Origin of the sequence: Paraburkholderia lacunae (genome assembly GCF_003353175.1) — a bacterium.
In the GTDB taxonomy this organism is placed as follows: Bacteria; Pseudomonadota; Gammaproteobacteria; order Burkholderiales; family Burkholderiaceae; genus Paraburkholderia; species Paraburkholderia lacunae.
Genome location: NZ_QHKS01000015.1, coordinates 35,199 through 60,391, shown reverse-complemented (window position 1 = coordinate 60,391; position 25,193 = coordinate 35,199). Strand labels below are relative to the sequence as shown.

At 63.0% G+C, this 25,193-nt stretch carries 27 protein-coding genes and 5 pseudogenes; 12 read left to right on the top strand and 20 right to left on the bottom strand.

Annotated features, from left to right (window positions below):
* Window positions 1–39 precede the first annotated feature (39 nt).
* Window positions 40–885, top strand: coding sequence for a glycosyltransferase family 2 protein (locus tag DLM46_RS22715; RefSeq protein WP_115104031.1), 846 nt, complete (start codon window positions 40–42; stop codon window positions 883–885).
* Window positions 886–948: 63 nt separating this feature from the next.
* Here the strand turns inward: DLM46_RS22715 and DLM46_RS22710 are convergent, their stop codons facing one another.
* Window positions 949–1,269, bottom strand: coding sequence for a hypothetical protein (locus DLM46_RS22710; protein WP_115104028.1), 321 nt, complete (start codon window positions 1,267–1,269; stop codon window positions 949–951).
* Window positions 1,270–1,332: 63 nt separating this feature from the next.
* A pseudogene (locus DLM46_RS40455) lies at window positions 1,333–1,488 on the bottom strand (ester cyclase); the annotation flags it as partial.
* 222 nt (window positions 1,489–1,710) lie between these two features.
* Between DLM46_RS40455 and DLM46_RS22700 the strand changes: the two are divergent.
* The gene (locus DLM46_RS22700) at window positions 1,711–2,634 is read left to right on the top strand and encodes a recombination-associated protein RdgC (protein WP_115104023.1); all 924 of its coding nucleotides are present in this window, start codon (window positions 1,711–1,713) and stop codon (window positions 2,632–2,634) included.
* A gap of 368 nt (window positions 2,635–3,002) precedes the next feature.
* Here the strand turns inward: DLM46_RS22700 and DLM46_RS22695 are convergent, their stop codons facing one another.
* The 4 genes and pseudogenes from DLM46_RS22695 to DLM46_RS22680 all read right to left on the bottom strand — a co-directional run bounded on the left by DLM46_RS22695 (window position 3,003) and on the right by DLM46_RS22680 (window position 6,891).
* Window positions 3,003–4,211: an MFS transporter gene (locus DLM46_RS22695; RefSeq protein ID WP_115104021.1), complete on the bottom strand. Its 1,209-nt coding sequence runs from the start codon at window positions 4,209–4,211 to the stop codon at window positions 3,003–3,005.
* 90 nt (window positions 4,212–4,301) lie between these two features.
* Window positions 4,302–4,529: pseudogene (locus DLM46_RS41140) on the bottom strand (VOC family protein); the annotation flags it as partial.
* A 21-nt stretch (window positions 4,530–4,550) separates the two neighbouring features.
* Entirely contained in the window at window positions 4,551–5,012 is a 462-nt protein-coding gene (locus DLM46_RS22685) for a VOC family protein (protein ID WP_115104020.1), read from the bottom strand.
* 229 nt (window positions 5,013–5,241) lie between these two features.
* Entirely contained in the window at window positions 5,242–6,891 is a 1,650-nt protein-coding gene (locus tag DLM46_RS22680; RefSeq protein WP_115104018.1) for an SH3 domain-containing C40 family peptidase, read from the bottom strand.
* 145 nt (window positions 6,892–7,036) lie between these two features.
* On the opposite strand from DLM46_RS22680, the gene DLM46_RS22675 reads away from it, so the two are divergent.
* From DLM46_RS22675 to DLM46_RS22665, 3 genes are all read left to right on the top strand, one after another.
* On the top strand, window positions 7,037–7,462 hold the full coding sequence (locus DLM46_RS22675) for a TOBE domain-containing protein (RefSeq protein WP_115104017.1): 426 nt from the start codon (window positions 7,037–7,039) through the stop codon (window positions 7,460–7,462).
* Between the two features lie 219 nt (window positions 7,463–7,681).
* Window positions 7,682–8,191, top strand: coding sequence for a GAF domain-containing protein (locus tag DLM46_RS22670; RefSeq protein WP_115104016.1), 510 nt, complete (start codon window positions 7,682–7,684; stop codon window positions 8,189–8,191).
* Window positions 8,192–8,297: 106 nt separating this feature from the next.
* A complete protein-coding gene (locus DLM46_RS22665; protein WP_115104015.1) occupies window positions 8,298–9,998 on the top strand; it encodes a putative bifunctional diguanylate cyclase/phosphodiesterase in 1,701 nt (566 codons plus the stop codon).
* Window positions 9,999–10,166: 168 nt separating this feature from the next.
* Here the strand turns inward: DLM46_RS22665 and DLM46_RS22660 are convergent.
* The 4 genes and pseudogenes from DLM46_RS22660 to DLM46_RS22650 all read right to left on the bottom strand — a co-directional run.
* A pseudogene (locus tag DLM46_RS22660) lies at window positions 10,167–10,487 on the bottom strand (DUF1493 family protein); the annotation flags it as partial.
* Window positions 10,488–10,513: 26 nt separating this feature from the next.
* A pseudogene (locus DLM46_RS41300) lies at window positions 10,514–10,745 on the bottom strand (STM2901 family protein); the annotation flags it as partial.
* A gap of 227 nt (window positions 10,746–10,972) precedes the next feature.
* Entirely contained in the window at window positions 10,973–11,251 is a 279-nt protein-coding gene (locus DLM46_RS22655) for a hypothetical protein (protein WP_115104014.1), read from the bottom strand.
* Window positions 11,248–11,730, bottom strand: coding sequence for a DUF2778 domain-containing protein (locus DLM46_RS22650; RefSeq protein ID WP_115104013.1), 483 nt, complete (start codon window positions 11,728–11,730; stop codon window positions 11,248–11,250). The genes DLM46_RS22655 and DLM46_RS22650 overlap by 4 nt, the downstream gene beginning before the upstream one ends.
* Window positions 11,731–12,212: 482 nt before the next feature.
* On the opposite strand from DLM46_RS22650, the gene DLM46_RS22645 reads away from it, so the two are divergent.
* The 4 genes and pseudogenes from DLM46_RS22645 to DLM46_RS22635 all read left to right on the top strand — a co-directional run.
* Entirely contained in the window at window positions 12,213–12,602 is a 390-nt protein-coding gene (locus tag DLM46_RS22645; RefSeq protein ID WP_115104012.1) for a phage portal protein, read from the top strand.
* 126 nt (window positions 12,603–12,728) lie between these two features.
* Complete coding sequence (locus DLM46_RS39585) at window positions 12,729–12,866, top strand: hypothetical protein (protein WP_165848045.1); 138 nt, start codon at window positions 12,729–12,731, stop codon at window positions 12,864–12,866.
* A gap of 147 nt (window positions 12,867–13,013) precedes the next feature.
* Window positions 13,014–13,235, top strand: a complete 222-nt coding sequence (locus DLM46_RS22640; RefSeq protein WP_115104011.1) for a hypothetical protein — start codon at window positions 13,014–13,016, stop codon at window positions 13,233–13,235.
* Between the two features lie 233 nt (window positions 13,236–13,468).
* Window positions 13,469–13,645: pseudogene (locus DLM46_RS22635) on the top strand (IS3 family transposase); the annotation flags it as partial.
* A gap of 100 nt (window positions 13,646–13,745) precedes the next feature.
* On the opposite strand, the gene rng reads toward DLM46_RS22635, so the two are convergent.
* The 10 genes from rng to upp all read right to left on the bottom strand — a co-directional run bounded on the left by rng (window position 13,746) and on the right by upp (window position 22,581).
* Window positions 13,746–15,215 carry a ribonuclease G gene (rng, locus tag DLM46_RS22630; protein ID WP_115104010.1) on the bottom strand — a complete coding sequence of 490 codons (1,470 nt, stop codon included), beginning with the start codon at window positions 15,213–15,215 and terminating at the stop codon, window positions 13,746–13,748.
* Window positions 15,216–15,224: 9 nt separating this feature from the next.
* The gene (locus tag DLM46_RS22625; RefSeq protein WP_115104281.1) at window positions 15,225–15,851 is read right to left on the bottom strand and encodes a Maf family protein; all 627 of its coding nucleotides are present in this window, start codon (window positions 15,849–15,851) and stop codon (window positions 15,225–15,227) included.
* Window positions 15,852–15,901: 50 nt separating this feature from the next.
* Window positions 15,902–16,036, bottom strand: coding sequence for a hypothetical protein (locus tag DLM46_RS40980; RefSeq protein ID WP_279635214.1), 135 nt, complete (start codon window positions 16,034–16,036; stop codon window positions 15,902–15,904).
* A gap of 41 nt (window positions 16,037–16,077) precedes the next feature.
* Window positions 16,078–16,548: a 23S rRNA (pseudouridine(1915)-N(3))-methyltransferase RlmH gene (rlmH, locus tag DLM46_RS22620; RefSeq protein WP_115104009.1), complete on the bottom strand. Its 471-nt coding sequence runs from the start codon at window positions 16,546–16,548 to the stop codon at window positions 16,078–16,080.
* Window positions 16,549–16,687: 139 nt separating this feature from the next.
* Window positions 16,688–17,140 carry a ribosome silencing factor gene (rsfS, locus tag DLM46_RS22615; RefSeq protein ID WP_115104008.1) on the bottom strand — a complete coding sequence of 151 codons (453 nt, stop codon included), beginning with the start codon at window positions 17,138–17,140 and terminating at the stop codon, window positions 16,688–16,690.
* A gap of 4 nt (window positions 17,141–17,144) precedes the next feature.
* Window positions 17,145–17,900 (bottom strand): nicotinate-nucleotide adenylyltransferase, encoded by a 756-nt coding sequence (locus tag DLM46_RS22610; protein WP_115104007.1) that lies wholly within the window; start codon window positions 17,898–17,900, stop codon window positions 17,145–17,147.
* Between the two features lie 49 nt (window positions 17,901–17,949).
* Complete coding sequence (hemF, locus tag DLM46_RS22605; protein ID WP_115104006.1) at window positions 17,950–18,873, bottom strand: oxygen-dependent coproporphyrinogen oxidase; 924 nt, start codon at window positions 18,871–18,873, stop codon at window positions 17,950–17,952.
* A 302-nt stretch (window positions 18,874–19,175) separates the two neighbouring features.
* Window positions 19,176–20,474 (bottom strand): phosphoribosylamine--glycine ligase, encoded by a 1,299-nt coding sequence (purD, locus tag DLM46_RS22600; RefSeq protein WP_115104005.1) that lies wholly within the window; start codon window positions 20,472–20,474, stop codon window positions 19,176–19,178.
* A gap of 241 nt (window positions 20,475–20,715) precedes the next feature.
* The gene (locus DLM46_RS22595) at window positions 20,716–21,444 is read right to left on the bottom strand and encodes a YebC/PmpR family DNA-binding transcriptional regulator (RefSeq protein ID WP_027776629.1); all 729 of its coding nucleotides are present in this window, start codon (window positions 21,442–21,444) and stop codon (window positions 20,716–20,718) included.
* 486 nt (window positions 21,445–21,930) lie between these two features.
* Window positions 21,931–22,581 carry a uracil phosphoribosyltransferase gene (upp, locus tag DLM46_RS22590; protein WP_115104004.1) on the bottom strand — a complete coding sequence of 217 codons (651 nt, stop codon included), beginning with the start codon at window positions 22,579–22,581 and terminating at the stop codon, window positions 21,931–21,933.
* 232 nt (window positions 22,582–22,813) lie between these two features.
* Here upp and DLM46_RS22585 point away from each other — a divergent pair, with 232 nt between their 5' ends.
* The 3 genes from DLM46_RS22585 (at window position 22,814) to DLM46_RS22575 (ending at window position 25,083) form a co-directional block, all read left to right on the top strand.
* Complete coding sequence (locus DLM46_RS22585) at window positions 22,814–23,593, top strand: SDR family oxidoreductase (protein WP_115104003.1); 780 nt, start codon at window positions 22,814–22,816, stop codon at window positions 23,591–23,593.
* 58 nt (window positions 23,594–23,651) lie between these two features.
* Window positions 23,652–24,041, top strand: a complete 390-nt coding sequence (locus DLM46_RS22580) for a methylglyoxal synthase (RefSeq protein WP_115104002.1) — start codon at window positions 23,652–23,654, stop codon at window positions 24,039–24,041.
* 67 nt (window positions 24,042–24,108) lie between these two features.
* Window positions 24,109–25,083, top strand: coding sequence for a quinone oxidoreductase family protein (locus tag DLM46_RS22575; protein ID WP_115104001.1), 975 nt, complete (start codon window positions 24,109–24,111; stop codon window positions 25,081–25,083).
* The last annotated feature ends 110 nt before the right edge of the window (window positions 25,084–25,193 follow it).

Here is a 25,193-nt window from a genome sequence, read left to right as displayed (position 1 = left end):
TCCGCTCGCATGGGCAAACCACAACGGAATCCACCTTCGATGTTCTCAATCATCATCCCGACCTGGAACAACCTGCCTTACCTGCGTCTCGTGATCGACAGCCTGCGGCGCCATTCGACGCACGCGCACGAGATCATCGTGCACGTCAACGACGGCTCGGACGGCACCTTGGCGTGGGTGCGCGAGGAGGGCATCGAACACACCGCGTCGCCGGGCAACATCGGCATCTGTCACGCGGTCAATATCGCGGCGGCGCGCGCCACGCGCGATTACATCGTCTACATGAACGACGACATGTACTGTTGCCCCGGCTGGGACGATGCGCTCGTCAAGCGCCTCGCCCAGATGCCGGCGGACAATCTGTTCATGCTGTCCGGCACGATGATCGAGCCGGTCGACAGCGGCAATCCGTGTGTGGTCGTGCAGAACTTCGGCCGCGACGTCGAGAATTTTCGCGCGGACGAACTGGTGGCCGCCTCGCCGAGGCTCGTGCGCGCCGACTGGCGCGGCGCCACGTGGCCGCCCACGCTCGTGCATCGCGACTGGTGGCATAAGGTCGGCGGCTATAGCAGCGAATTGAGCCCCGGTATGAGCAGCGACAACGATTTTTCGATGAAGCTGTGGGACGCAGGTTGCCGGGTTTTTCTCGGCGTCGGCGACAGTCTGGTTTATCACTTCCAGCAGAAGAGCACCGGCAAGATCGTCAAGAACGACGGGCGCCGCCAGTTCCTGAACAAGTGGGGCATGACGCAGGCCACCTTCGATCGTTACTACCTGCGGCGCGGCACGCCGGTCGAAGGCGGGCTGGCGATAGGCGACCCCGCGCAGACCGGCCGCTTGCGGCGCGCGCTGCTCAAGTCGCGCATCAAGCGCGCATTCAGCTGAGGGCCGACGCGAATCGACAGGCTCGCGCTGCCCGCTTTACCGGTGTGAGACGTGCAATACGTATCACACGCCGCCGGTCACCAACGGCAACACCGTCAAATCCGGATGCGTGCCGTCGACGATGCTCCGCCCCACATGCACGCCTTCGTACACCGCCGCGTCCTTGCCGATGAAGCTCTCTTCGCCATCGGGATGAAACGGGATCGTATGCCCGGGGATAGCCGGATCGGCGCCCGGATGGCAGACGTAGCCGATATACGTGTAACGGTTGTCGGCTGGGGCTGACGGGTGTGCTTCATCGGGCGCGTTCTTGAGAAACGGCGCCACGTGAATCTCAAAACCCTCGTACTCCACTATCTCCCAAGATGCGGTTTCGTCGGACATGGCCGCCTCCGTCTATGTCGCGCGTTTCTCAAAAAGTCTAGGTGATTTGAACGCAAAACGTGCTCAAAGACGGAGTGGGCAAAACCACTTTGGCTTGATTGCAAGCAACTGCCTGAGCAGCGTCAGGTTGCCTTCGAGGTGCCGGTTTCCGGCAATGCGGCCATCCTTCACGCGATAAAGATCGAAAGTCTGGAAGTCGACGATCTGACCCTTGCCTTTGAATTTGATAATCGGTCTGTCGCTTAAAGGATTGCCGGGTTTTATTTGAAAATAGGCGAGATAAGCGCGGGCAAGCGCGCGCCGATCGCGACGCCGGCTAGCGCGGCGACATGCCCGGATATCCCTGCCCACTTTTCCCAACTTTGGCCAATGCGGGCCAAGTTGCATCGCCGGCCGGCGCCGTCATATAGAATGGCGCGCTTTGCCCGTACATCATCGCTCATGTGGTTCAAAAATCTTCAGCTTCACCGTCTTCCCGCTCCGTGGTCCATCACGCCTGAACAAATGGAGAAGTGGCTGGCGCCGCACGCGTTCGCGCCAGGCAACAGCGTCGAGATGCAAAGCCACGGCTGGGCGTCGCCGCGCGATAACGATTCGCTCGTCTATTCGCTGAACCGCCAGATGTTGCTGGTGTTTCGCGCGGAAAAGAAACTGCTGCCCGCCTCGGTCGTCACTCAGGTGACCAAGGCGCGCGCTGTCGAACTCGAAGAGCAGCAGGGCTTCAAGCCCGGCCGCAAGCAGATGCGTGAACTCAAGGAGCAGGTCACCGACGAACTCCTGCCGCGCGCGTTCAGCATTCGCCGAGACACGCGCGTGTGGATCGATGCCGCGAACGGCTGGCTCGTGATCGACGCTGCTTCGCAAGCGGTCGCCGACGAGGTGCGCGGCCTGCTGGTCAAGTCCATCGACCAACTGCCGCTCGGCACGGTGCGTGTCGCTCAATCGCCGGTTGCGGCGATGACCGACTGGCTGCTCTCAGGCGAGGGCCCCGCGGGTTTCACGCTCGATCAGGACACCGAGTTGCGCTCGGCCGCGCAAGGCAACGCGACGGTGCGTTACGTCGGTCATGCATTGGATGCCGAAGACATGCGCCGTCATATCGAAGCCGGCAAGCAATGCATGCGGCTCGCGATGACGTGGAAAGATCGCGTGTCGTTCGTGCTGACGCCGTCGCTGACGATCAAACGCGTCGTGCCGCTCGACGTCCTCAAGGAAGCGAGCGACCCCACCGCGCAAAACGACGACGAGCGCTTCGATTCCGACGTCACGCTGATGACCGCCGAACTCGACCGCATGCTGGCCGATCTGCTCGACGCGTTGGGTGGCGAGCAGGGCGAGGCGGTGCCGCAAGCCGCGGCTGCCTGAGCTTGTTGAGCTGTCTTGATCTGCTGTATGCCGGCGCGTTGGGCAATCCAGCGCGCCCGTCGAGGAAGCCGTGCATAACTTGCGCTTCGCGGGCGAAATCGCAGGCGCTTCAATGGCTTGCAGAGTTTGCCGGATAGTTATGCACAGATTTGCGAACATTTTCTGTGGACAAGTCCGCAACCACTTGTTGTTGGCCCTCGCAGCAGACAAACAAAAAAGCGCCCAACATCATTCCCCAACTGCCAGCGTCACTCTCCGACTGCCAGCGTTGCTCTCGAACCGCCAGCGTTGCTCTCCAACCGCCCGCGTTGCTCTCCAACCGCCAGCGTTGCTCTCCAACCGCCAGCGTTGCTCTCGAACCGCCAGCGTCACTCGCCAACCGCAAGCGCGTGCCTGCGCCGCCGCAGCGCCGCGCCGATCGACACCGCCGCGCCGATGCCGCCCATCGCCAGCGACAGCGCCACGATCAGCCAGCCGGTCTGCGCCCGTGCGGAGAACACGCCGACCAGCAAGCCGGCGAGCGGCTGCGTCATGTTGTTCAACAGGATGATGACGCCGATGGTTTTGCCGTAGTCCTGCGGCGGGATGATTTTTTGCCGGGCGCTGCGGATGTAGACGTTGAACATCTTGTCGAAGCCGACGATCAGCAGGAAGCCGAGCGCATAGCCGCGATGGTCCACACTCGCACCGGCGATCACGCCGCCCGCACAGATCGCGACGAAGGCGACCCGGCCCAGCATCTGCGCGGGCCAGGAGGTGCGTGCGATCGTCAGGAGGATCAGCACCGTGGCTACCGCGCCGGCGGTCTGCAGGCCGGCATAGTAGCGGCTCGATTGCGCGTGAATACCGGTCACCATGGCGGCCGATGTCGCGAGCGTCACGCCGATCACCAGGTTTTCGGCCGCGGCGAGCAGCACGACTTTCTTCAGGCCCGGCAGAAGCAGCACATGCCGAAGCGCGGTGCGCAGCGGCCGCGTCCAGTGGCCGGGTTCGATGCGCGATGGCGTGCCGGCGCGAAAACCGCTCGTGCGTTGCCACAGCAGAAGGGCGCCGTCGGCGAACAGAAACAGCGCGCCGGTGGCGCCGACCACCCATTCCCAGCGCCACAGCCCGAGCAGCAGCGCGGCCAGCATCGGGCCGAGGACGAACCCGAGTTGATCGGCCAATTGCGAGTAAGCCAGCACGCGCTGAAACTGCTGCGTGCTGAAGATCTGCGGCAGCATCACTTCGCGGGCGACCAGCCCTTGGCTCGTCAGCACGCCGCACAACGCGGACAGTGCAATCAGCCAGCCGATTCCGCCGAACAGCGCATAAGCGAGCACGCCGCCGAAACACACCAGCGCACGCACGGTCTGACTCACGCGCATCAGCTTGAGCGGCGAGATGCGATCGCACAGCGCGCCGAAGAACGGAAACACCAGATAGCGCGGCAGCGTTTCGATAAAGAACGCGACGCCGGACCACGAGACCTTGTGCGTCGTCTGAAACACGACGAGCGGCACGAGAAACAGCAGGATCTGATCGGCGAGGCGCGCGACAAACAACGAGCAGAAGAAAGCCTGATGGTTGACGCGCACCGTTCATATCCCGCCGTTGATGGACCGGGAATGATCCTACCAAAGAACGCGGTCTTGCGGCCCGGCGTGAGCCCTCCCTATGCGAGCCTCTTATCCTCCGCGATATGCCTGTTCGAGCAACGCGATATCGAGCTTGACCATTTTCAACATCGCGGCCATCACGCGTTTCGCCTTGGCGGCATCCGGGTCTCGCAGCATCTGGCCCAGTACGTCGGGCACGATCTGCCAGGAAACGCCGAACTTGTCCTGAATCCAGCCGCATCGCTGCGGCGTGCCGCCGTCGGCGAGCTTCGCCCAATAACCGTCGATCTCCTCCTTCTGAAGGACGGGGCGCGCCGCTTACTTCATGTCGCGCATGCCTTGCTGAATCTGCTCCGGCGTCAGATCGCGCTTATGTGTCGCGAGCGACCAGTTGTGGCCGAACGGATCCTGAATCTGGCCATAGCGGTCGCCCCAGAACATGTCGCTGACGGGCATCGTGACGGTCGCGCCCGCGTCGACAGCCTGCTTGAAGCTGGCGTCGACATCTTCGACGTAGAGATGAATCGTGACCGGCGAGCCACCCAGCGCTTTCGGACCGACGGTGCGATGCTCGGGCCATTCGTCGGTCAGCATCAGCACGGAGTCGCCGATTTTCAGCGAGGCGTGCATGACCTTGCCGTCCGGGCCCGGCAGGCGCATTTGTTCGACAGCATTGAACGCCTTGGTGTAGAACGCGATGGCGTCCGCGGCGTTGGCGCAAATCAGATAGGGCGTGAGCGAGTGCATCCCTTCGGGGATCGGTTTGACGGGGCTGGACATGACGGCGACTCCTTGAAGTAACAGGTTCGAGAGTTGAAAGCCCCGCTGCGCGAGCCGGGTCTTCAACGTTATGACGACTGAAGCGCGGTCGGATCGACACTCCGGAAAAAATATTTTCGGGCACGGGCGTAAGCGTTCGCTTCAATGCACTGAATCCGCGCCTGAGCCGCGCTCGACCCGTGCGCAGCCTTGGCGTCCAACTCTTGCGCCCAACCTTTGCTCGACCTCGTTAGCCGGCCGGGTTGTCGTCGTCCGACGGCGTCGCTGCGCCGCTAACGGGTGCGCCGAGGATGCTGATCTGGAACGTCGGGGTTGCCGCCAGCGATTGCAGCGCGGCGTCTTCCGGAATGTGTTCGAACAGCGGCAGAATCACCGAGCCGCCGATCACCGCGCGCCGGCTATTGTCGGCTGTACGCAAGCCCCACACGTCCTGATAGGCAACCGGGACTGCGACGCCGTTGCGGGTGGTGTTGCCGATGTACAGCATCACATGGCCGCCGATGTAGATCAGCGTACGCATCGGCTCACCGTGCTGCGCGAGATAGTCGAGCCGTTGCGCCGGCGTCGACGCCGACAGATCGACCATGCGCCCGGCGCTCATCTGCGTCGACGAATGGCGCGGCAGCCACACGCCGAACGTCGCGAAGATGCTTTGGAGTTCCGACGAGCAGTCATTGTAGAACCCGCTATTGCCCCAGCCGTACGGCCGCCCGATCAGCGTTTTCATCAGTATCGCCAGATGACGCGGCGTGGCGGCGAGCGGTAGCGGGCTGATTTGCGTTTCGTCGAGCTGGGCGCTGCGGATAGTCGCATGGCCGTCCACATCGCGGGCGGGCACCAGCAGCTGGCGGGAGGCGGGCTGGTCCGCATTGCCGCTTGCAGTCGTGATTGCCTTCCTGATTGCGGCCGCATGGGCGTTCTTGCCCGCGGGTCGCCCGGCGTTTTCAGGCGCGAGCGGCAGCAGCGTACCGGCCGGCGCAGCGAAGCGGAACACGCCGTGGCTGTCTCGCACGGGTACCGAGGCAAGCGTCACCGCGCCCAGCGACTTGCCGGCGGCTGCGCGCCAGGTGTCGACAAAGGTGTCGTCGGTCATGCCGACGCCGTCGCTGCGCACCCAGCCCTGCACGTCGGGCGTCTGCACATAGGCCCACGCACCGTCGACGCTCGTACCCAGCACATACAACGGCGAGCCCGGACGCACCGCCGAGATTTGCAGGTTGTCGAACGGATAGCCTTCTCCTGCGAGGCGATGGTCGTAGAAGGACGGGTCCATGGTCGGCAGCTCGCGCGCCATCAGATTGTCCGTGGCGATCGCGCGGCGCTCCGGCCGATAGGCGGGCGCCTGCTCGAACTGGCCGACGTTCATGTTGAGCGTGATCGCGTCGATCCACGCCTTGTCGTGCGGCCGGAAATTCTCGCCGTAGCCGAGCGCGGCGCCGGTCTTGCCTGTGTTGTCATATTTGGCGATCCGGCGTTGCTGCAACGCGGCAATGTCGGCGCCTTGCTGGCGATAGACACGCATGCTCACAAACGCGGAATTCCACGGCGACGGCGCGTTGGTGCCGGTGCCGAAGTAGCGCGCGGAGAGCACCTTGAAATGCGCCTGCTGTTCGGCGGGACTCAGGAACGGCTGGTCGTAGCCGGGACTGTCCGGCTCGAGCCAGTGATCGACGTTCTGGTCGTAATCGGCGATCGGGAACAGCGTGACGGGGTCGGCTGGCGCGTGCGCTTGGCGCGTCGGCGCGGGATTGCTGCAGGCGGCGAGGGCCGTGCACAGCGCGACGCTGGAGAGGGCGCGCAGCAGGTTGGCACGAGCGGTACGCCATGCGGCCGGGAACACGGTTGCGGTTGCAAGGCGGGAGGTGACGGCAGCAGGCATGGATTCGACGGGAATGGTCAGGAAAAGGGGGCTAGGGGCTCGATAATACGGCGTCGCGTGCGGCGTATGATCCAATACACTCGCTTTCACATTCAACCGATAACCTCGAATTGTCCATCGAGGCCGCAGCAACAGGAGATCAATCATGCGAACCAGCGCACGCAATCAATTCGCCGGCGAAGTGGTCGAAGTCAAACGCGGTGTAGTGAACGACGAAGTCACGCTGCGCACTCAGGACGGTTTCGAGATCGTGGCGATCATCACGCACGGCAGCGCGGCTTCGCTCGGGCTCGCGGCAGGCAAACCGGCGTTCGCGCTGATCAAGGCATCGTCGGTGATCGTGATGGTCGACGTGGCGAAGAACCAGGTGTCGGCACGCAATTGCGTCGCCGGTACGGTGTCGGCGGTGACGAAGGGCGCGGTGAATTCGGAAGTGACGATCACCGCGGGCGGCGCACAGATCGCCGCGATCATCACCAACGAAAGCGTCGAGCGCCTCGGTCTCGCGAACGGCAAACCGGCCACGGCGATCTTCAAGGCGTCGAGCGTGATCATCGGCGTCGATCAGTAATCGAGGCAGCGCTCGTGGCGGCGCAGCGTGACTGAAGCGTGACTGAAGGGCAACCGAAGCGCGAGCGAAGCGTGACGGTTTCGGTCCGCGCAACGCCTGAAGCAGACAGGGCGGAAAGAGGCCGGCATGCCCGGCCGCTCGAGCCGTGAATGAAATGACGGCTTGCTTTACACTGCACGCCTGTTTGTTCCTCTTTCCGCTTTCATCACGGACACCGTCATGTTCGAAGTTTCCTCCGCCTCGCATCTGCCCAAAGCCGCGCAATACGAAGAACTGGTTGCCCAGGCGCGCGCGCTTCTCGCCGACGAAACCGACTGGGTCGCGAATGCCGCGAACTTTTCGGCGCTCGTGTTTCATTCGTTGAGCGATCTGAACTGGGCGGGGTTTTACTTCCACGACGGCCGCGAACTCGTGGTCGGGCCGTTTCAGGGCAAACCTGCCTGTGTGCGCATCGCGCTCGGCAAGGGCGTGTGCGGTACGGCCGCGCAGACTCGCCGGACACAAGTCGTACGCGACGTGCATGAATTTCCCGGCCATATCGCCTGCGATAGCGCATCGCAATCGGAAATCGTCGTGCCGCTCGTCGCACCGGACGGCACGCTGATCGGCGTGTGGGACGTCGATAGCCCGATCGTCGAACGCTTCGACGAGGAAGATGCCAGGGGAATGGAAGCGCTGTGCGCGGTATTCATCGAAGCCGCGTTGCCGCGCGCGCCGTCGGCGTCTTAAGAAGCGCGGACAAGCAGGATCGACGGCACGTCCGCGCCGTTTTGCCGTCCGCGTCAGGAACGCTTCAATTCGCTTCCCATACTCAGGAAAATCAAAGGCCGGCGCGATGCAAGATCCCTCCTACGCCGAAACGCGCACGCGCGATGGTGCGCTTGCGGCGGCGCCATACGGCATGTTTATCTGCACCGCGGACGGCACGTTCGACAGCGTCAACGCCGCTTTCGAACGGCTGACGGGTTTTGCCGCCGAAGAGCTGGTTGGCCTTCGCACCCTCGAGTCGCTGCACGACCCCGCGGAACTCGCCAGGCGCCGTGCCGAATGGCCGGCGCTGGCCGCCGTCACCTCGCGCTACGAAGGCGAATGGACCTGCGTACGGCGCAACAACACGTCCGTGCGCGTGGTTCTTGCACTGGCGCCATTGGCTGCCGAACCGAACCTTCCCGGCGCTGTGGCGCCGCGCTATGTCGGCATCGCCATTGACATGACGCGTTATGCGCAGTCCGAGGCTCGACTGTGGTACGTCGCGCATCACGACGGCGTGACGCGCCTGCCCAATCAGACGCTATTCACTGAACGCCTCGATCTGACAATCGCGCGCTGTCAGCGGACCGGCGGCGGTTTTACCTTGCTGATCGCCGAGCTCGACCACCTGCGCAAACTGCGCGACGCGCTCGGTTTGCACGCGGCCGAACTGGTGTTGCAGATTGTCGGTGAACGGTTGCGCGGTCTGTTTCCCAACGACGGTACGATAGCCTCGATCGGCGGCGCTCAGTTCGCGCTGCTGATCACCGAAAGCGGCGCGGCCGCCGATGGATTCGCCGCGGAAGCACTCGCCCGCATTGCCGAGTCGATCGACTATGCGGGCACCACGCTGAACATCACCGCGAGCATCGGCATCGTCGCTTATCCGGTCGATGGCGGCGACGCGCCGACGCTGATGCGTCGCGCGGGCGTGGCGTTGTCGGCGGCTTCGGCGGTGACCGGCAATGCGGTGCGGCGCTTTTCCGCTGCGCTCGAAGGCCAGGCGGCGCGCCGCTTCGAACTGGAGACGATGCTGCGCGACGCGCTCGAGCGTCAGCAGCTGCATCTCGTGTATCAACCTCAGGTGACGCTCGGAACCGGCCGCATCGCGCAAGTGGAGACCCTGCTGCGCTGGAATCATCCGCAGCGCGGTTTGATCAGTCCGGTCGAATTCGTGCCGGTCGCGGAGGAGGCGGGCCTGATCGAGCGCATTGGCGAATGGGTGATCCGCACCGCGTGCCGGGATGCGGGTAAATTGCTGCGGCTCACCGGCACCTTGCCGCGGGTGGCGGTCAACGTGTCGCCGCAGCAGTTCCAGCGGCACGACCTGTTCTCGACGATTCGCGAGGCGCTGGAAGAAGCCGCGCTCGACCCTTCGTATCTGGAAGTGGAAATCACCGAAGGCGTGCTGCTCGACGACACCGAGCAGGCATTGCAAACGCTGCATGCGTTGCGTGAATTGGGCGTTGAAGTCGCGGTGGACGACTTTGGCACGGGCTATTCGAGTCTCGCGTACCTGACGCGTTTTCCGCTGAATCGCCTGAAAATCGACCGCTCCTTTGTGATGCGCGTGACGACCGATCCGCACTGCGCGGCGCTGGTGGGCGCGATCATCGCGATGGCGCATGCGCTGAAACTGCGGGTGACCGCCGAAGGCGTCGAGACGGCCGAGCAGGCCGAGCAGCTGGAGGCGCTCGGTTGCGACGAAGCGCAGGGGTTCTGGTTCTCGCGCCCGGTTACGGCCGCGGCGCTGGGCAATCTGCTGAAGCCGTTGGGTGCGGGTTGAGGCTGGGATGGTTCTACATCAGCACGATGCACGCTGATTCTCCATCGACAGATCATGGAACGACCACAAGTGTCACGATCACCGGCGGCGCAGCACAGTCCAGCAATACTGTCTGCAATGTGAACATCAACGGCGACGGTTTCGCTTTTGGAGGCGGTGCCAAGGCGGTTACGCTTCCCATCGGCCTTTTTGCATGGCCTCTTCCAACATGCCAAGTGTCAAGGATCGCCCACCTAGCGTTTCGCGTGCCTCCGTGCTGAACGGTGACTTAACTACCGCAGCGAGAAAAGAGCCGATGCCCAGCTTCGCGGACGGGTAGTAATGGTGGATGTCGAATCCGGCCATATCCACATGAAACTTCGCGGCCCATTCGTTCATCAACCGAGTGATGTGATCTGGGTTCATGTCCAGATCATGGTACAGGTCGGTGTCTCGCGTCAGTTCAAGCCGGCCAACGATTGGCTTCCCGGCATCCTCCGCGATGAACTCTTCCAGCCTATTCCAAACGTCTGCCATCACAAACGATCCTCTGGCTTTACAAGGCCGTTTATATGCGTTGACCGAACGATAGATGATTGTAGACGCATCGGAAGCGAGAATGACCCGGCCAACACCTGGAATCGCCCGGCCAACGAACGCACCAGGACTCCGGGTGAATTTGATCCGCAGCAAGATAAGGCTCTTGAAAGAAGTTACGGTCGGCAGAATCCGGTGCTTCAACTCGTATGGCAACAGGCGACGAGATATGGGCCGCATCGAGCAATCGGGAGCGGCTAACCCAGTGGTTCCAAGGGCATCATTTTCGGGACTTGATTCACCATAAGCATTGATCGAGCGCCGCTAGAAATGCAAAACCCCGCCGGAACGGGGCTCAAATCTCAAAACGATCGATTTGGCGCACGGCGCCGTCAAGCGTGTGCCTTGGCGTGCCGCGCCTCTTGCGCCGGCCCAATGTCATGCCATTCAGGTTCTGATCAGCGGGGTGCCTTCTGCGCTTTGTGGCGACGTAGCAGCGCTGACGCTATCCAGACAATGATTGCTGCGACGACGAAGCTCGCGGCGAGCAACACGGCAAGCAAGACGTTTTCTTCGCCCTCGGTTCCGACAACGCCAAACAGGTGGAACAACGGTGTCAGTGCCGACCAGGCGGCATCGCTGCCGACCCAGCGCGCGAGCGGGTCGATTCGCGAAAGGCCCATGAACACGAGCGGGGTCAGCAGGACCGTCAGGCCCACGCGCAAGATACCTTTCATCGCACGTCCACCGTACCGTAGTAGGGGATGTCCGTGCCGGGGAACACCGCCGCCGGTTGAGACAGCAGATAGGCGCTCAGTCGATCGAACTGCGCCTGCGACGTGAGCGTGATACAGCCATCGCTGATACCCCAACGGCCATTCGGATGCAGGCGGAAATTGCCGCGTTTTACGCCGTTCACGAACGTCCAGTCATCAATCTTGCCGTCGGCGCTATACAGTGCGAACCAACTCGCCCGATTACTGTTAGACCACATATCCAAGGCGAGGTCGCGCACGCGTCCGAGACGTCCGCCTGTCTCGCGCTTGATGATGTAGTAGCGGCCCTTGGGGATAGGGCCGGCACCAACGACGGCGGTATCGGCGGGGTTGTCGACGTGATCTTTATTGCCTGAAAACGCTGCTACTCCACCGAATCCGGTACATAGAAGCGTCGAGAGTTTTTGTCCGTTGAGAGCAAATGCGCATTGCGCTGGCATTTCAAACCTTTGAGGCGGCGATGCAGTAAGGTATGACAAATGCCGGGGTTTATGCAACAGACGGAGGTCCGTTGAGGCGAGAATATGCCAGGCGAATTGATAACCTTCGGCAGGCCGCCACATCATCGAGTTGAATAGAAATACTCTCCCTCATCACGGCATGGCCGCGGCGCGTCACAGCATAAAGTGGTCCCTACGGCGCACGCCGCAATCGATTCCGATGGGGGTATCGTGAGCAAACCAAAGAAGCGGAGCCACTTGCGCGTAGTCAGGAACGAGGGGGCGCCAGCGACTTCCGTGCCGCATGAAAACGCTTCGTCCAGCCGACTCGATCGATGGGGCCTTAAGCGCGTGAGCTTTTGGGAATGGTTGGCAACGCTACCAGCGTCGGCCGAGAGATTCTGTCAACTCGATTTCGGTTTCATCAATTTCTAGGAGCGTGACGGACTTTACCTCTTGGCTTTTTGCATCAAGCGTGCAACATGTCTTCATCGCCCTTCTATTTTTTGGAGCCCCAAGACAATGAACATTTTCAACCGTATCGCTATCGCTATATCGATCAGAACGGCAAGACCATCACTTACAGCCGGCACGATATCTGGCATTTGCGCAGCCTGAGCGACGATGGCTATATGGGCCTGAGCCTCATCACGCTCGCGTGCCAAGCAATTGGCGAAGGGCTGTCGATGCAGGACTATTCCACGAGGTTTTTCGCCAACGATGCGAAGCCCGGCGGCGGATGGATCGAATACCCAGGTGGGTTCGCGAGCAAGGAAGCCAAGCAGCAATTCCGCGATTCCTGGCAGGATCTGCAGGGCGGCTCGAACCGCGGCAAGGTGTCGTCGTGTCGTAACGGAATCAGGCTGACCTAAGGCCGCCTTCGGGCGGCTTTTTAACGCATAAAGCAAGGCATGATCGGACGCGGAAGACGGCCAGCCGGGACGCAACACGGTATAGTGTTTGAAAAAATGTGCCGGGGGTTCCTCTAGGGGAACAAGATGGGCGAACTCTTTTACTACTTGAGCGCCGCGATGGTCGGCGGCGGTTTCGGAACAAGCGGGATTTTCGGCCAGATGTTTCTCTGGAGCGGACTCATTCTGATCGCCGCGTCATTCGCGTTCAAGGAAGGCGATTGACAGGTGAGAACCTCCCCCAATCCGCCGCCAAATCCTCGAGTTGACTAGAAATACACTCCTTCATCGAGGCATGGCCGTCGCGCAGCGCACCCTAAAGTAGGCCATACAGCGCATGTGCGCCGCAGCCAGTTCTAACGGGGGCATCGTGTGAGCAAACTAAAGAAGCGGACGCACTTGCGCATCGTCAGGAACGAGGCATCGCCGTCGCCCCCTTTGCCACAAGAAAACGCTCCGGCCATCGTCATTGAAGTCAAAGATGGCATGCTTGTTACGTGCCAGGTGGATGCGCGCATCGAGGATTGCGGCGAGCTGCTCGCGGGGATACTGATGGCCCAAACGGCGATTCTTTGTAAGATGCGCAACGCATAGAGCGCTAGGGGTGTTCATCGGCCGCCCGATATGCGGCCGATCAGCGGAAGATGATGCAGTAGTGGGAGACTATCTGGAGGAAACGACTCGCCGACCAAATGGAACAACGGCACGGAAGAAGATATTGCAACTCAGGCCGGCGCACTGGCTGTTGCGATGTTTCACTCATGTAACGGAAATTCACGTTCGGATGCTTCGCTCTACGCGCTACTACTTCGCGCACTCGCCGGGCAATCATCCGCCGCAGATGGAAAACACGGGAGTCCGTCGAGTTGGCAACGCTGGAATGGGTGGCCTGGTTCAATCATCATCGATTGATGAAACCCCTCGGCTACGTCCCGCCTGCTGAAGCTGAGGCAAACTACTATCGGCAACTTGAAACACCGGTCGCCGAACCCGCATTAACTTAAACCAACCAGCCTCCACGATTCCCGGGGCGGTTCAGTAGCTACGCGCGATTTCTGATTGTATTGAAGGCATGAAACCCTTTGCTGTAAAGGGTTTAACGATTTACATCAGCACAATGTCGTACTGCTCCTGACTTAAATTCGACTCCACCTGCAACGACACCGGCTTGCCGATGAAATCGATCAGCATCGCCAGATGCTGCGACTCCTCTTCGAGAAAAAGATCGATCACCTGCTGCGACGCCACCACGCGAAATTCCTTCGGATTGAACTGCCGCGACTCGCGCAGTATCTCGCGCAGCACGTCGTAGCACACCGTGCGCGAGGTCTTGACTTGGCCCTTGCCCTGGCAAACCGGGCAGGGCTCGCACAGCACATGCGCCAACGACTCTCGCGTGCGTTTGCGCGTCATCTCCACCAGCCCGAGTTGCGAGAAACCATTGACCGTCACGCGCGTGCGGTCGCGCGCCAACGCCTTCTTCAATTCGCCGAGCACCTGCTCCCGATGCTCGACGTTTTCCATATCGATGAAGTCGATGATGATCACGCCGCCCAGGTTGCGCAGCCGCAATTGCCGCGCGATCGTATGCGCGGCTTCGAGGTTGGTCTTGAAGATCGTATCGTCGAAGTTGCGTGCGCCTACATAACCGCCGGTGTTCACGTCGATGGTGGTCATCGCTTCGGTCTGGTCGATCACCAGATAGCCGCCGGACTTCAGGTCGACGCGGCGTGACAACGCGCGCTGAATTTCCGCCTCGATGTTGTACAGATCGAAGAGCGGCCGCTCGCCGGTGTAGTGATGCAGTTTCGACGACACCGCCGGTGTGAACTCGGCTGCGAAGTCGGCGAGCATCTGATACGTCTCGCGCGAGTCGACCTGAATGCGCGAGGTTTCGTCATTGACGAAATCGCGCAGCACGCGTTGCGCGAGATTCAGGTCCTGATACAGGAGGCTGGTAGGCGGCATGCGCTGGGCTTGCGACAGAATCGTCGCCCACGTCTTGCGCAGATAGGCGACGTCGCCGGCCAGTTCTTCGCTGGTGGCGTCTTCGGCGATGGTACGCACGATGTAGCCGCCTTTCTCATCAGTGGGCAACACGGCGGTCAAACGCGCGCGCACGGCTTCGCGTTCGGCTTCGCTTTCGATCTTCTGCGAAATGCCGATATGCGGTTCCTGCGGCAGGTACACCAGCGTGCGCCCGGCGATGCTCACTTGGGTGGACAGCCGCGCGCCCTTGGTGCCGATCGGATCCTTGACGACCTGCACCATCAGCGTCTGGCCTTCGAACACGATCTTTTCGATCGGTTGGTGCGGCGCCTGATGCTGCGGCTCGCCGGCAATGCGCGGATGCCAGATATCGGCTACGTGGAGAAACGCGGCGCGTTCCAGACCGATGTCGATGAAGGCGGATTGCATGCCCGGCAACACGCGGACGACCTTGCCGAGATAGACATTGCCGACGCGCCCGCGCGACAGCGTTCGTTCGACGTGAAGTTCCTGGACGGCGCCTTGCTGGACGAGCGCGACGCGCGTTTCCTGCGGCGTGACATTGATCAGGATTTCTTCATTCATGGTGTTGTTTTAGAAGTCGATGCGCGCTGCACGCAGGAGGGCAGCGGTTTCAAAAAGCGGCAAACCCATGATACCTGAATAGGACCCGTCGATATGCTCGATAAACTCGGCCGCGCGTCCTTGCACGCCATACGCCCCCGCCTTGCCGAGCGGCTCGCCGCTCGCCGCATAGCGGCGAATCGCATCCGCGTGCAGTGCAGCAAAGCGCACCTTGGACACCGATAGCGCGGCGGGCAACAAGGTGCCCGCCGTGTCGACCACGGCCACGGCCGTCAGCACTTCGTGATCGCGGCCGGCCAGACGCGTGAGCATCGCGAACGCGTCGTCTGCATCGACGGGTTTGCCGAGGATCGCGTCGTCGATCGTGACGGTTGTGTCCGCAACCAGGATCGGCTGCACAGCATGCTCGCCGGCCACGAGGCGCGCGCGTGCGGCATGTGCCTTGGCAATGCAGACGCGTTGCACGTAGTCGCGCGCTCGCTCGCCGGGCAGCTCGGCCTCGAGCGCTTCGGCGTCTTCATCGGGACGCGGCAGCAGCAGTTCGAAGCGCACGCCGAGTTGCTGCAGCAACTCCTGGCGGCGCGGACTTTGAGAAGCGAGGTAGACGAACGGGTGCAGCGCGGCGGAGCTTGGCATGAACAGGTTTCGAAGAAGCGGATTGCATGAACGCGCGATGAGCTTGTCTTTCAAGCATCGACGAGCGCATCGACGAGCGTGTCGACAAGCGCGTCAATGAGCGTGTCGATGCGCTCGTCGATGAGCGGGGCAACTAGCGCGTCAATGAGCACGCCAATCAGCGCGTCGACCGGCGCCGCAGGCAACGAGACCGGAAAACGCGCGATCTGTCAGCCGCCTCGTTCGCTCACGCGCGGTGATAAGGGTGATTTTGCGTGATGGTCCACGCGCGGTAAAGCTGTTCGGCGAGCAGCACACGGACCATCGCGTGCGGCAGCGTCAGACTCGAGACACGCAGCAGCATGTCGGCACGCGCTTTCAAATCGGGGTCGAGCCCGTCGGCGCCGCCGATCAGAAACGCCACGTCGCGGCCGTCCTGCTGCCAGCCGGGCAGGGCGGCGGCAAGCTGCATCGTGGTCCAGTCCTTGCCGCGTTCATCGAGCGCGACAATGCGCGCGTTCTTCGGCAACGCGGCCTCGATCTTCTGCCGCTCGGCAGCCATCACGCTTTCCGCCGGCCGCCCTGACGAACGCTGCTCGGGCTTGATCTCGCGCAGCTCGATACGCAGCTCGGGCGGCATGCGCTTCGCGTATTCGTCGAAACCGGTAGCGATCCAGTCCGGCATCTTGTGGCCGACGGCGAGGATGTGCAGCTTCATCACGGATGTAATCGCGGATATGAACGCGGATTCGATCGCAGAGACGATCGCAAAGACAGTCGCAAAGACAGTCGCAAAGACAGTCGCAAAGACAGTCGCAAAGACAGTCGCAAATCAGGCGATGGGCGAGCCAAAGCGCTTAGCGGCGGCGTGCCGGCGACTTGCGGGCGGGCTTCGCAGCCGGCGCTTCGTCTTCTTCCTCGTCGTCAAGCGGCTCGCTTGCGCTCGCGCCGCCGAACGGGTTCGGCGTCGACAGCTTGAGGCGCACCGGCTTCTCGCCCCAGATTTCTTCGAGGTTGTAGTACTGGCGCAGTGCCGGTTGCAGGATGTGCACGATCGCGTCGCCGCAATCGACCAGCACCCATTCGCCGATGTCCTCGCCTTCGGTGCTGACGATGTCGCCGCCGGCTTCCTTGACGTTCTCGCGCACGCTGGAGGCGAGCGCTTTGGTCTGGCGGTTCGAGGTGCCGCTCGCGACGATCACGCGATCGAACAGAGCGGTCAGGTGGCTGGTGTTGAACACCTTGATGTCTTGCGCCTTCACGTCTTCGAGAGCGTCGACGATCACGCGTTGCAGTTTGCGAATATCCATGGGGTTACCGGTGGTACAGATGATGTTGAAGAATATAGTCCCACACCGCAGCGGGGACATGGCTCGCGGCGCGGGCCTGGTTCTGGTCCTGCTGCTCGCCCTGCTGTTTGCCGCGCCGTTCGCCGCCCGTATGCTGGGCGAGCCGCTGCGCTACCTGTTCGCGCAGATACGCGCGAATGTCGGTGGCCGAGACGTTGAACGCAAGCGTCGTATCGATCAGCAAGTGGCCGCACGACGTGGCTTGCAGCACCTCGGCGCGGGCGCGGCGCGCGTCGATTTCTTGCGCGACCGCCGGCGGAATCGACGCGAGGTCGAAACCGGGACGAGTGGCCGCGCAGATATGCGCGAAGTCGAACAGACGCCGCCAGTCGTGCCAGGTGTCGAGATGCACCAGCTGATCCGCGCCGATCAGCAGCGCAATCGATGCCTCCTGACCTTCGCGTTCACGCCAGCGTTGCAGCGTGTCGATGGTGTAAGTGGGGCCGTCGTGATCGATCTCGTCGGTCGCGACGCGTACTGTGACGCCCGGCAGCACGAGTTCGCTTGCCGCCGCGCGCGTCATGGCGAGGCGATGCACGGCCGCCGACACGTCCGATTTCTGCCACGGCTGGCCGGCCGGCAGCAGCACCAGTTCGGTCAGTTGCAGCACGTCGGCGAAACGGCGCGCCAGCGCGAGATGGCCGTCGTGGATCGGATCGAAAGTGCCGCCGAGCAGTCCGATCCGGCGGGGCAGGGCGACGGGATGAGCGTTCGGCTTCAGGTGAAAATCCTTTGTCGTGACGATGCCGGGTGCGGTGCGGGCGCGAGCCTCACACCCACTCGCGCGGCACGAGAAAATCGCTGTAAAGACGCGCTTCCGGCGTGCCCGGTTCGGGTTGCCAGTTGTAGCGCCAGTTCGCCACAGGCGGCATCGACATCAGAATCGATTCGGTGCGTCCGCCGCTCTGCAGCCCGAACAGTGTGCCACGGTCGAAGACCAGATTGAACTCGACGTAGCGGCCGCGCCGGTAGGCCTGGAAATCGCGCTCGGCCTGGCTGTACGGAATGTTGCGGCGCTTTTCGATGATCGGCATATACGCTTTGAGGAACGCATCGCCGACGCTTTTCAGCATCGCGAACGATTGATCGAAGCCCGGCGCGGAGAAATCGTCGAAGAAAATCCCGCCGATGCCGCGCGGTTCGTTCCGGTGCTTGAGGAAGAAATACTCGTCGCACCAGCGCTTGAAACTCGGATAGAGGTCCGCGCCGTAAGGCTGCAACGCGTCGCGGCAGACCCGATGGAAATATCGCGCGTCTTCTTCGTAGCCGTAGTACGGCGTCAGATCCATGCCGCCGCCGAACCAGAAGACCGGGTCTTCGCCCGCCTTGGTCGCGATCAGCAGGCGCACGTTCATATGCACGGTCGGGCAGTGCGGATTGTGCGGGTGCAGCACGAGCGAGACGCCCATTGCTTCGAAGCCGCGGCCAGCCAGTTGCGGACGCGCCGCGCTCGCCGAGCCGGGCAAGGTGTCGCCGGCGACGTCCGAGAAACCGATGCCGGCGCGCTCGAAGAACTTGCCGCCTTCGAGAATCCGCGTGCAGCCGCCGCCGCGCAGCTTCTCGCCGGGGGCGCGCTGCCATGCGTCAGTGGCGAACGGCGTACCGTCGAACGCGCCGAGCGTGTCCGCGATATGCGTTTGCAGGCCTTGTAGCCAGCTACGCACGGCCTGTGCGTCATAGCTCGATTCGGTCATGAATGCAGATGCTGAGTGCGGCACGCTTGTCGCGCCGCGGGTTCTTCGTGAAGGGCGGCCGGCTTTGTTCGGATAGTCCGGCGAAAGCGCGGCGGTACGGTTGTCGGCGCGGTTGTTTGTACGGTTGTTCGTCCGGCCCTCGCGCCTCGCCGTCGCGTCTGGGTGTCGCCTGGAACCCGTTTGGCGGTAGCCGGAGCAGTACCTGATGGGCGCCCGCATCATGCGGCGGACTCCGGAACAGCCGCTGAAAACCCGCAGTGTAGCGCCGATGGCGCCACCTTACGGGCGAGCAGGGTCGTGGCTTAGTGCTTACCTTCGATCTTGGCGTCGTGCTTGCGGTTCAGCGCACGGTAGCCGATGTCGCGGCGATACTGCATGCCGTCGAACGAGATCTGATTGATCGTCTCGTACGCGACCGACTGCGCGCTGCGCACCGAATCCGCCAGACCGACCACGCACAATACGCGGCCACCCGAGGTGCTCAGCTTGCCGCCGGCGAGCGTGGTGCCGGCATGGAACGTGACCGAATCCGCCGCTTCGGCCGGGATGTCGCTGATGCGGTCGCCCTTGCGCGGTGTCTCCGGATAGTTGTGGGCGGCCAGCACCACGCCGAGCGCGGTACGGCGGTCCCATTCCAGTTCGACCGTATCGAGCGTGCCGGCGATCGCCTGCTCGACCACCTTCGAGAAATCGCCCTTCAGACGCGCCATGATCGGCTGCGTTTCCGGGTCGCCCATCCGGCAGTTGAATTCGAGCGTTTTCGGGTTGCCTTGCGCGTCGATCATCAGACCCGCATACAGGAAACCGGTGAAGCGGATGCCTTCCTTCTCCATGCCGCGCACGGTCGGCAGGATGATTTCGCGCATCACGCGGGCATGCAGTTGCGGCGTGACGATCGGCGCGGGCGAATAAGCGCCCATGCCTCCGGTGTTCGGGCCCAGGTCGCCGTCGAGCAGACGCTTGTGATCCTGGCTCGACGCGAGCGGCAGCACATGCTTGCCGTCCACCATCACGATGAAGCTCGCTTCTTCGCCGGCGAGGAATTCCTCGATCACGACGCGCGCGCCCGCATCGCCGAGCTTGTTGTCCGACAGCATCATGTCGACCGCGGCATGCGCTTCTTCCAGCGTTTGCGCGACCACCACGCCCTTGCCGGCGGCGAGGCCGTCGGCCTTGATGACGATCGGTGCGCCCTTGGCGTCGAGATACGCGTGCGCCGCGGCGACGTCGGCGAAGGTTTCGTATTCGGCGGTCGGGATCGCGTGGCGCTTCATGAATGCCTTGGCGAAATCCTTCGAGCTTTCGAGCTGTGCGGCTTCCTTGCTCGGTCCGAAAATCTTCAGACCACGCGAGCGGAACAGGTTGACGATACCCGCGGCGAGCGGCCCTTCCGGCCCGACCAGCGTGAAGGCGATCTGTTCTTTCTCGACAAAATCGGCGAGCGCGGCCGGCTCGCTGATGTCGATATTGCGCAGACGCTCGTCCTGGGCAGTGCCGCCGTTGCCGGGAGCAACATAGACGAGCTGGACCCGTGGCGATTGCGCGAGCTTCCATGCGAGCGCATGTTCGCGACCGCCGGAACCGACGACGAGTAACTTCATGTGAATCCCCGAGACTTAAAAACCATAAACGGCTGACGCAGCGCGCTCAGCCGTGCAATAGCAGCAAGGTTCGCACAGCGCGAAAGGCCTGGCGGTGGCGCAAGCCACATTGCGAACCCGTGTGAAAACGGTGCGGCAACGATACGGAAAACGCTGCAAACGCCCGCTCAGCAGCAACGCGAGGGCCGGCCGGCGGCTTGGGCAGCGGGTCGATGCAAACCCGTGCGCCGCCGGGGCACGCTCATTCGTCGGCGATCGCGGCGTTTGTATAGACTTCCTGCACGTCGTCCAGATTCTCCAGCGCGTCGAGCAGCTTCTGCATTTTCACCGCGTCGTCGCCGGTAAATTCGACTTCCGTCTGAGGTTTCATCGTCACCTCGGCCACTTCGGCCTTGAAGCCCGCGGCTTCGAGCGCAGTCTTCACCTTCGGGAAATCGTTCGGCGGGCACAGCACTTCGATACTGCCGTCTTCGTTCGTGACGACGTCGTCAGCACCGGCTTCCAGCGCGGCTTCCATCAGCTTGTCTTCCGGCGTGCCGGGCGCGAACAGGAACTGGCCGACGTGATCGAACATGAACGACACCGAGCCGTCCGTACCCATGTTGCCGCCGTTCTTCGAGAACGCGTGACGCACTTCCGCCACCGTACGCGTGCGGTTGTCGGTCATCGTGTCGACGATCACCGCCGCGCCGCCGATGCCGTAGCCCTCGTAGCGGATTTCTTCGTAGTTTGCACCGTCGACGCCGCCTACGCCGCGCTGGATCGCACGGTTGACGTTATCTTTCGGCATGTTGGCGTCGTACGCCTTTTCGACGGCGAGCCGCAGACGCGGATTCGAGTCGATGTCGCCGCCGCCCATGCGCGCCGCGACCTGAATTTCCTTGATGAGCCGCGTCCAGACCTTGCCGCGCTTGGCGTCGGCCGCTGCTTTCTTATGCTTGATGTTGGCCCATTTCGAATGACCCGCCATACCTTTCTCCATCGCGCGCGCCAGCGGGGCGCACGCATAGTGCAATTGTCGTTGCGATGTCGGGCGCCTGCGTTTTGCGCGCCTCGATGTCAGACGGTTTCAGCTTGCTCAACGCCTGGTCATGCCTGGCCTCGTGATGCCCGGGTATGTCCGTTACGGCCGCCTCGTTATGTCCCAGGCATGTCCGGGTTATATCCCGGGTATGTCTCGGGTATATCCCGGGTATGCCCGTCACGCCCGGCTGGCGGGACCGAAGTTGGAGCGCTGTTGGGACAGAGCGGTACGGCCAGCGGACTGAAAACGCCGCGCCGGTCCCGGCGGGCTCCGCGAAAGGCGCGATGCGCCAGGCAGTTGTGCAAGTTGAGCCGCTCCTTGAGCGGATTCGAATTTTATCATGCCGCGGGGGCGCGGCAGAGGGGCGCCATGCCGGAAAGTGCGCGGCGGCGGCGTTTTCCGCCCGCCGCTCGCGTTCTTTTCAAGCCGCTTTCAGTTTTTCGTGCCGAACAGGCGGTCGCCGGCGTCGCCGAGACCCGGCACGATGTACGCGTGCTCGTTCAGATGCGAATCGAGCGACGCCACATACAGCTTGACGTCCGGATGCGCGTTCTGGAACACCTCCACCCCTTCCGGGGCGGCCACCAGCGCGAGGAACAGAATATGCTCGCCGGCCACGTTGCGGCGCTTGAGCACGTCCACCGCGTGCACGGCCGAGTGGCCGGTCGCCACCATCGGATCGCACAGAATGAACACGCGGTCTTCCAGATCCGGCAGGCGCACCAGGTATTCGACCGGGCGATGATCCTCCGCGCGATACACGCCAATGTGGCCGACGCGCGCCGACGGCACCAGTTCCAGCAGCCCGTCCGACATGCCGATCCCGGCGCGCAGCACCGGCACGATCGCCAGTTTCTTGCCGGCGATCACCGGCGCGTCGATCTCGACGAGCGGCGTGGTGATGCGGCGCGTGGTCATCGGCAGGTTGCGGGTGATTTCGTAGCCCATCAGCAGCGTGATTTCGCGCAGCAGTTCGCGGAACGTGCGGGTGGAGGTGTCGCGGTCGCGCATGTGCGACAGCTTGTGCTGGATCAGCGGGTGATCGAGGATGAAGAGATTGGGAAAGCGACTGTCCTGAGTCATGGCGGGGGCGCGCAAGCGGCGGCAAGAGAGATCGGGTTTCGGAGATCGGTTCGGCGGCCCTCGCCGGCCGGAAATCCGGCCGGCGGGCGCGCCACGCCTGCAAGTTTACCGAAAGAGTGTCGCCGGAAGATACCGGAGATTGCAGCCGAGCGGCACAGTCCGGCACCGATTCTTCTAGAATCGGGGGGAAACTTGCAACAAGCGCTCAAGACTTCGACAAGAGGACACACACATGGACATGGGAATCGCCGGACGCACCGCACTGGTTTGCGCGGCCAGCAAGGGTCTCGGGCGCGGCTGCGCGGAAGCGCTCGCCGCCGAGGGCGTCAACCTGACGATCGTCGCGCGCACCGCGGAGACCCTGGAGGCGACCGCCGCCGAGATCCGCAAGCAAAGCGGCGTGGAAGTGAAGGCGGTGGCGTGCGACATCACCACGCCCGAGGGTCGGGCGGCGGCGCTCGCCGCCTGTCCGCAACCGGACATTCTGGTCAACAACGCAGGCGGCCCGCCGCCGGGCGACTTCCGCAACTTCACGCACGAAGACTGGATCCGCGCGCTCGAAAGCAACATGCTGGCGCCGATCGAGCTGATGCGCGCGACCATCGACGGGATGAGCGCACGCGGCTACGGGCGCATCGTCAACATCACGAGTTCGGCGGTGAAGGCGCCGATCGACGTGCTGGGCCTGTCGAACGGCGCGCGCTCGGGGCTGACCGGCTTTGTCGCGGGACTCGCGCGCAGCGTGGCGCCGACCGGCGTGACGATCAACAACCTGCTGCCGGGCCTGTTCGACACCGACCGCATCGCGACTACCTTCGAGGCTCAGGCCAAGGCGCAAAACATCTCCATCGAAGAAGCGCGCCAGCGGCGCATGAAGTCGATTCCAGCCGGCCGTTTCGGCAATCGCGACGAATTCGGCCGCGCCTGCGCCTTCCTGTGCAGCGTGCATGCCGGCTACATCACCGGGCAGAACTGGCTGATCGACGGCGGCGCTTACCCGGGCACGTTCTGACCCGCCTGCTTTCATCACTACAACAACGACACTCACCACGGTTCAGGAGTCTTACGTCATGACCACCCGCATTGCGCTGATCGCGCACGATCACAAGAAGGACGACATCGTCAGACTGGCCGGCGAATACGTCGACACGCTCAGGCGCTGCGACATCATCGCCACCGGTACGACCGGCTCGCGGATCGCCGACACCCACGGGCTGACGGTCGAGCGCATGTTGTCCGGCCCGCACGGCGGCGACTTGCAGATCGGCGCGCAGCTCGCCGAAGGGCGCGTGGACATGGTGATTTTTCTGCGCGACCCGATGACGCCGCAGCCGCACGAGCCGGACATCAACGCGCTGGTGCGCGCGTGCGACGTGCACAACATCCCGTGCGCGACCAATATTTCGACTGCGCGGATGATTCTCGACGTGCTGGCTTTGCGCCTGACGCGGCAGGTCTGAACGCGCTTGCTTCACGATCGGAATCAAGACGAAGATCACGCTTAAAACGACGAACCACGGAGGCAAGATGGTCAAAGCGATTCGATTCGATAAAACGGGTGGCCCGGAAGTGATGAAATGGGTCGATGTCGAAGTAGGCGAGCCGGGCGCGGGCGAGATCCGCATCAAGCAGAATGCGGTTGGGCTGAACTACATCGACGTGTATTTCCGTACGGGCTTGTATCCGCTGCCGCTGCCGGGCGGCCTCGGCATGGAGGCTGCCGGGGTGGTGACGGCGGTCGGCGCGGGCGTGAGCGATCTCAAGGCCGGCGACCGGGTCGCGTACGTCGCGCGGCCGCCTGGCGCGTACACGCAGGAACGCGTGCTGTCGGCGGCGCAGGCCATCAAGGTGCCGGACGCGTTGAGCGACGAGCAGGCGGCGTCCGTCATGCTGCAAGGGCTGACCGCGCAATACCTGCTGCGCCGAACGTATCCGGTGAAGGCCGGCGACACGATCCTGATCCAGGCCGCGGCGGGCGGCGTCGGCTTGCTGGTTTGCCAGTGGGCGAAGGCGCTCGGCGCAACGGTGATCGGCACGGTCAGCTCCGACGAAAAAGCCGCGATTGCCAAGGCGCACGGCTGCGACCACGCGATCGTCTACACGCGCGAGAATTTTACGAAGCGCGTGCGCGAGATCACCAACGGCGCAGGCGTGCCGGTGGTGTACGACTCGATCGGTAAAGACACGTTTACCGCTTCGCTCGATTGCCTCGCGCCGCTCGGCATGTTCGTGAGCTTCGGCAACGCGTCGGGGCCGTTGCCGCCGATCGATTCGTCGGAATTTGCCGGGCGCGGTTCGCTGTTCTTCACGCGCCCGACGCTCTTCACCTATATCAGCAAGCGCCACGATTACGAGGCGATGGCTGCCGAACTGTTCGACGTATTGGTGTCGGGCAAGGTGAAAACGAGCATCAACCAGCGCTATGCGCTTGCGGACGTCGGCGAGGCGCACGCCGATCTCGAGGGCCGCCGCACGACGGGCTCGACGATCCTGCTGCCGTGAGCGTCATGCAGTAAGCGCGCGGTAGCGCAGCCGAAACGAAAAGCCGCGCCGCATTGACGCGCGCGGCAGCGGGCAGCCGGCCACGCAACGCGCGTCGACACCCGCTATCC

What these genes read in the sequence shown, in the direction of transcription:
- DLM46_RS22715 (WP_115104031.1), top strand. Translation starts at nt 40, where the DNA reads ATGTTCTCAATCATCATCCCGACCTGGAACAACCTGCCTTACCTGCGT.
- DLM46_RS22710 (WP_115104028.1), bottom strand. Translation starts at nt 1,269, where the DNA reads ATGTCCGACGAAACCGCATCTTGGGAGATAGTGGAGTACGAGGGTTTT.
- DLM46_RS22700 (WP_115104023.1), top strand. Translation starts at nt 1,711, where the DNA reads ATGTGGTTCAAAAATCTTCAGCTTCACCGTCTTCCCGCTCCGTGGTCC.
- DLM46_RS22685 (WP_115104020.1), bottom strand. Translation starts at nt 5,012, where the DNA reads ATGTCCAGCCCCGTCAAACCGATCCCCGAAGGGATGCACTCGCTCACG.
- DLM46_RS22680 (WP_115104018.1), bottom strand. Translation starts at nt 6,891, where the DNA reads ATGCCTGCTGCCGTCACCTCCCGCCTTGCAACCGCAACCGTGTTCCCG.
- DLM46_RS22675 (WP_115104017.1), top strand. Translation starts at nt 7,037, where the DNA reads ATGCGAACCAGCGCACGCAATCAATTCGCCGGCGAAGTGGTCGAAGTC.
- DLM46_RS22670 (WP_115104016.1), top strand. Translation starts at nt 7,682, where the DNA reads ATGTTCGAAGTTTCCTCCGCCTCGCATCTGCCCAAAGCCGCGCAATAC.
- DLM46_RS22665 (WP_115104015.1), top strand. Translation starts at nt 8,298, where the DNA reads ATGCAAGATCCCTCCTACGCCGAAACGCGCACGCGCGATGGTGCGCTT.
- DLM46_RS22655 (WP_115104014.1), bottom strand. Translation starts at nt 11,251, where the DNA reads ATGAAAGGTATCTTGCGCGTGGGCCTGACGGTCCTGCTGACCCCGCTC.
- DLM46_RS22650 (WP_115104013.1), bottom strand. Translation starts at nt 11,730, where the DNA reads ATGCCAGCGCAATGCGCATTTGCTCTCAACGGACAAAAACTCTCGACG.
- DLM46_RS22645 (WP_115104012.1), top strand. Translation starts at nt 12,213, where the DNA reads ATGTCTTCATCGCCCTTCTATTTTTTGGAGCCCCAAGACAATGAACAT.
- DLM46_RS39585 (WP_165848045.1), top strand. Translation starts at nt 12,729, where the DNA reads ATGGGCGAACTCTTTTACTACTTGAGCGCCGCGATGGTCGGCGGCGGT.
- rng (WP_115104010.1), bottom strand. Translation starts at nt 15,215, where the DNA reads ATGAATGAAGAAATCCTGATCAATGTCACGCCGCAGGAAACGCGCGTC.
- DLM46_RS22625 (WP_115104281.1), bottom strand. Translation starts at nt 15,851, where the DNA reads ATGCCAAGCTCCGCCGCGCTGCACCCGTTCGTCTACCTCGCTTCTCAA.
- rlmH (WP_115104009.1), bottom strand. Translation starts at nt 16,548, where the DNA reads ATGAAGCTGCACATCCTCGCCGTCGGCCACAAGATGCCGGACTGGATC.
- rsfS (WP_115104008.1), bottom strand. Translation starts at nt 17,140, where the DNA reads ATGGATATTCGCAAACTGCAACGCGTGATCGTCGACGCTCTCGAAGAC.
- hemF (WP_115104006.1), bottom strand. Translation starts at nt 18,873, where the DNA reads ATGACCGAATCGAGCTATGACGCACAGGCCGTGCGTAGCTGGCTACAA.
- purD (WP_115104005.1), bottom strand. Translation starts at nt 20,474, where the DNA reads ATGAAGTTACTCGTCGTCGGTTCCGGCGGTCGCGAACATGCGCTCGCA.
- DLM46_RS22595 (WP_027776629.1), bottom strand. Translation starts at nt 21,444, where the DNA reads ATGGCGGGTCATTCGAAATGGGCCAACATCAAGCATAAGAAAGCAGCG.
- upp (WP_115104004.1), bottom strand. Translation starts at nt 22,581, where the DNA reads ATGACTCAGGACAGTCGCTTTCCCAATCTCTTCATCCTCGATCACCCG.
- DLM46_RS22585 (WP_115104003.1), top strand. Translation starts at nt 22,814, where the DNA reads ATGGACATGGGAATCGCCGGACGCACCGCACTGGTTTGCGCGGCCAGC.
- DLM46_RS22580 (WP_115104002.1), top strand. Translation starts at nt 23,652, where the DNA reads ATGACCACCCGCATTGCGCTGATCGCGCACGATCACAAGAAGGACGAC.
- DLM46_RS22575 (WP_115104001.1), top strand. Translation starts at nt 24,109, where the DNA reads ATGGTCAAAGCGATTCGATTCGATAAAACGGGTGGCCCGGAAGTGATG.